Raw genomic sequence first — 2947 nt, 5'->3', positions numbered from 1 at the left:
GGCCGGTCCGCGGATCGTGCCGTGCACGTCGACCGGCCCTTCAAGGACGTCGGTTTCGACTCCCTCACCGCCGTCGAGCTCCGTAACGGACTGAACGACGAAACCGGCTTGCGACTGCCCCCGTCCCTGGTCTTCGACCACCCCACCCCACGTCACCTCGCCGATCACCTCCACGACGAACTCTTCGCGGGACTCGAACCGGGCACCGGACCGCTTCCCTCGGCCACCGAGCAGGACGAGGCCCGACTCCGCGACGCGCTGGCGGCCATCCCGTTCGCCACATGGCAGGAGAGCGGCCTGCTCACGGCCGTGCTCGCCCTGGCGGAGAACGACGACCGCACGACGGACGCACCACCTCGGGACGATGCCGGAGCGGATGCCGTCGCCGCCGTCGATGCAGACGACATCGGCGCCATGGACGTCGACGCCCTCGTCCAACTGGCGCTCGGCGACACCCCGTCCTGAGGCGCCGCGCCCCCAACGGTCCGCGTCACGCCTCCGAGTTCATCCGCCCGCGTCCACCTGCCCGCCTGCCCGCCTGCCCGTCCGCCTGTCTGCCCGTCCGCCCGAGTACGGACCACCCCACCAGTGGAGCTGAGCATGTCCACCTCCGAGGAGCGCGTCGTCGCCGCGCTGCGCGCGTCCCTGCTCGAGAACGAGCGCCTTCGCCGGCACAACGAGGAACTCCTCCGCACGGCGAACGAGCCGATAGCCGTCGTCGGCATGGCCTGCCGCTACCCGGGTGACGTGACCGGTCCGGACGACCTGTGGCGGCTGGTCGACGCCGGCATCGACGCCATGACCCCGTTCCCCGTCGACCGGGGCTGGGACACCGACGGCGACGCGACACCGGCCACCACGGGGCACGGCGGGTTCGTCACCACGGCGGCCGAGTTCGACGCCGGGTTCTTCGGCATCTCGCCGCGCGAGGCGCTGGCCATGGACCCCCAGCAGAGGCTCGTCCTGGAGACCTCCTGGGAGGCGCTCGAACGCGCGGGCCTCACCTCCGCCTCCGTGCGCGGAAGCCGGACCGGCGTGTTCATCGGTTGCAGCAACCAGAACTACGGCGCCGACACGGGCGGCGAACTGCCCGACGGCATCGAAGGACACCTGCTCACCGGCAACGCCGCGAGCGTGGTGTCGGGCCGGGTGTCCTACGTCCTGGGGCTGGAAGGTCCTGCGGTCACGGTGGACACCGCCTGCTCGTCCTCCCTGGTGGCGCTGCATCTCGCGGTGCAGTCCCTGAGGGCGGGGGAGTGCGACATGGCGCTGGCGGGCGGCGTGACGGTGATGTCCACCCCTGACGTCTTCGCCGAGTTCGACCGCCAGGGTGGTCTGGCGGGGGACGGCCGGTGCAAGGCGTTCGCGGAGGGCGCGGACGGTACCGGATGGGGTGAGGGTGTCGGGGTGCTCCTGGTGGAGCGGCTCTCGGACGCCCAGGCCAAGGGCCATCGGGTGCTGGCGGTGGTGCGCGGCTCGGCGGTGAACCAGGACGGCGCGTCCAACGGCCTGACGGCGCCCAACGGCCCGTCGCAGCAGCGGGTGATCCGCGCGGCCCTGGCGAGCGCGGGATTGTCGGCCTCCGATGTGGACGTGGTCGAGGCACACGGCACGGGCACGCGACTGGGCGACCCGATCGAGGCGCAGGCGCTGCTGGCCACCTACGGGCAGGGACGCCCGGAGGACCGCCCGCTGTGGCTGGGGTCGGTGAAGTCGAACCTGGGTCACACGCAGGCGGCTGCGGGTGTGGCCGGTGTGATCAAGATGGTGGAGGCGCTGCGGCACGGGGTTGTGCCGCAGACGTTGCACGTGGACGAGCCGTCGTCGCGGGTGGACTGGTCGGCGGGCGCCGTGCGCCTGCTGACCGAGCGTCAGGAATGGCCCGAAACCGGCCGTCCCCGACGTGCCGCCGTCTCTGCCTTCGGTGTCAGTGGCACCAACGCGCACGTCATCCTCGAACAGGCCCAGTCGGCTGAGGAAGCCGAGCTTCCGGCGGCCGGCGCGACGGGGGACGAGCCGATCGTCTGGGTCTTCTCCGGCCGCACCGAAGAGGCCCTGCGCGCCCAGGCCCGCTCCCTCCGCACCTTTGCCGGCCGGCACCCGGACGTACCGTCGGCTCTCATCGGGCGCGCGCTCGCGGAGACCCGGACGCATTTCGAGCACCGGGCTGTCGCGGTCGTGGAGAACACCACGCGCCTCGTGGACGCGCTGGCCGAACTCGGCTCCGGGTCGGCTGCGTTGCACGTGACGATCGGCCAGGAGCGAGGTGAGACTCGCCAGGCGTTCCTGTTCTCGGGGCAGGGTGCGCAGCGTGCGGGGATGGGGCGTGAGCTGTACGACGCGTTCCCGGTGTTCGCGGAGGCCTTTGACGCGGTGTGCGCACGCGTAGGTGCGGAGCTGAAGGACGTCGTCTTCGGCGAGGACGGTGAGCGTCTGGGGCGTACGGAGTGGGCGCAGCCGGCGCTGTTCGCGGTCGAGGTCGCGTTGTTCCGGCTGCTGGAATGCTGGGGCGTGCGCCCGGACTTCGTGGGCGGGCACTCGATCGGGGAGATCGCGGCCGCGCATGTGGCCGATGTGCTGTCGCTGGAGGACGCCTGCACGCTGGTGACCGCGCGCGGGCGGTTGATGCAGGCCCTGCCGGAGGGCGGGGTGATGGTCGCGGTGGAGGCGGCCGAGGACGAGGTCCTGCCGCTGCTGGAGGGCCGTACCGATGAGGTGTCGGTGGCGGCGGTCAACGGCCCGAAGGCCGTCGTCCTCGCCGGTACCGAGACCGCCGTGACCGAGATCGCCGAGGCTCTGGCCGCGCAGGGCAGCCGTACCTCCCGTCTCCGTGTCTCGCACGCGTTCCACTCGCCGTTGATGGAGCCGATGCTGGCGGAGTTCCGTCAGGTCGCGGAAGGCCTGACCTACGCCGCTCCGGCCATCCCGGTCGTCTCCAACGTGACCG

2 protein-coding genes are annotated in these 2947 nt (G+C 72.0%); both read left to right on the top strand.

Going from position 1 to position 2947, the window contains the following annotated elements; translation table 11 throughout:
- Positions 1 to 465 (top strand): acyl carrier protein (locus CCN29_RS29665; RefSeq protein ID WP_442538558.1); only part of this gene is annotated, 465 nt, incomplete at its 5' end.
- Between the two features lie 135 nt (positions 466 to 600).
- The coding region (locus CCN29_RS29660) for a type I polyketide synthase (RefSeq protein ID WP_143661402.1) at positions 601 to 2947 on the top strand (2347 nt) is incomplete at its 3' end.

The organism is Streptomyces pseudogriseolus (assembly GCA_002154585.1).
Lineage (GTDB): Bacteria > Actinomycetota > Actinomycetes > Streptomycetales > Streptomycetaceae > Streptomyces > Streptomyces pseudogriseolus.
The sequence above is the reverse complement of the archived record's forward strand: the minus strand, read 5'-3'. Positions and strand labels throughout refer to the sequence as shown.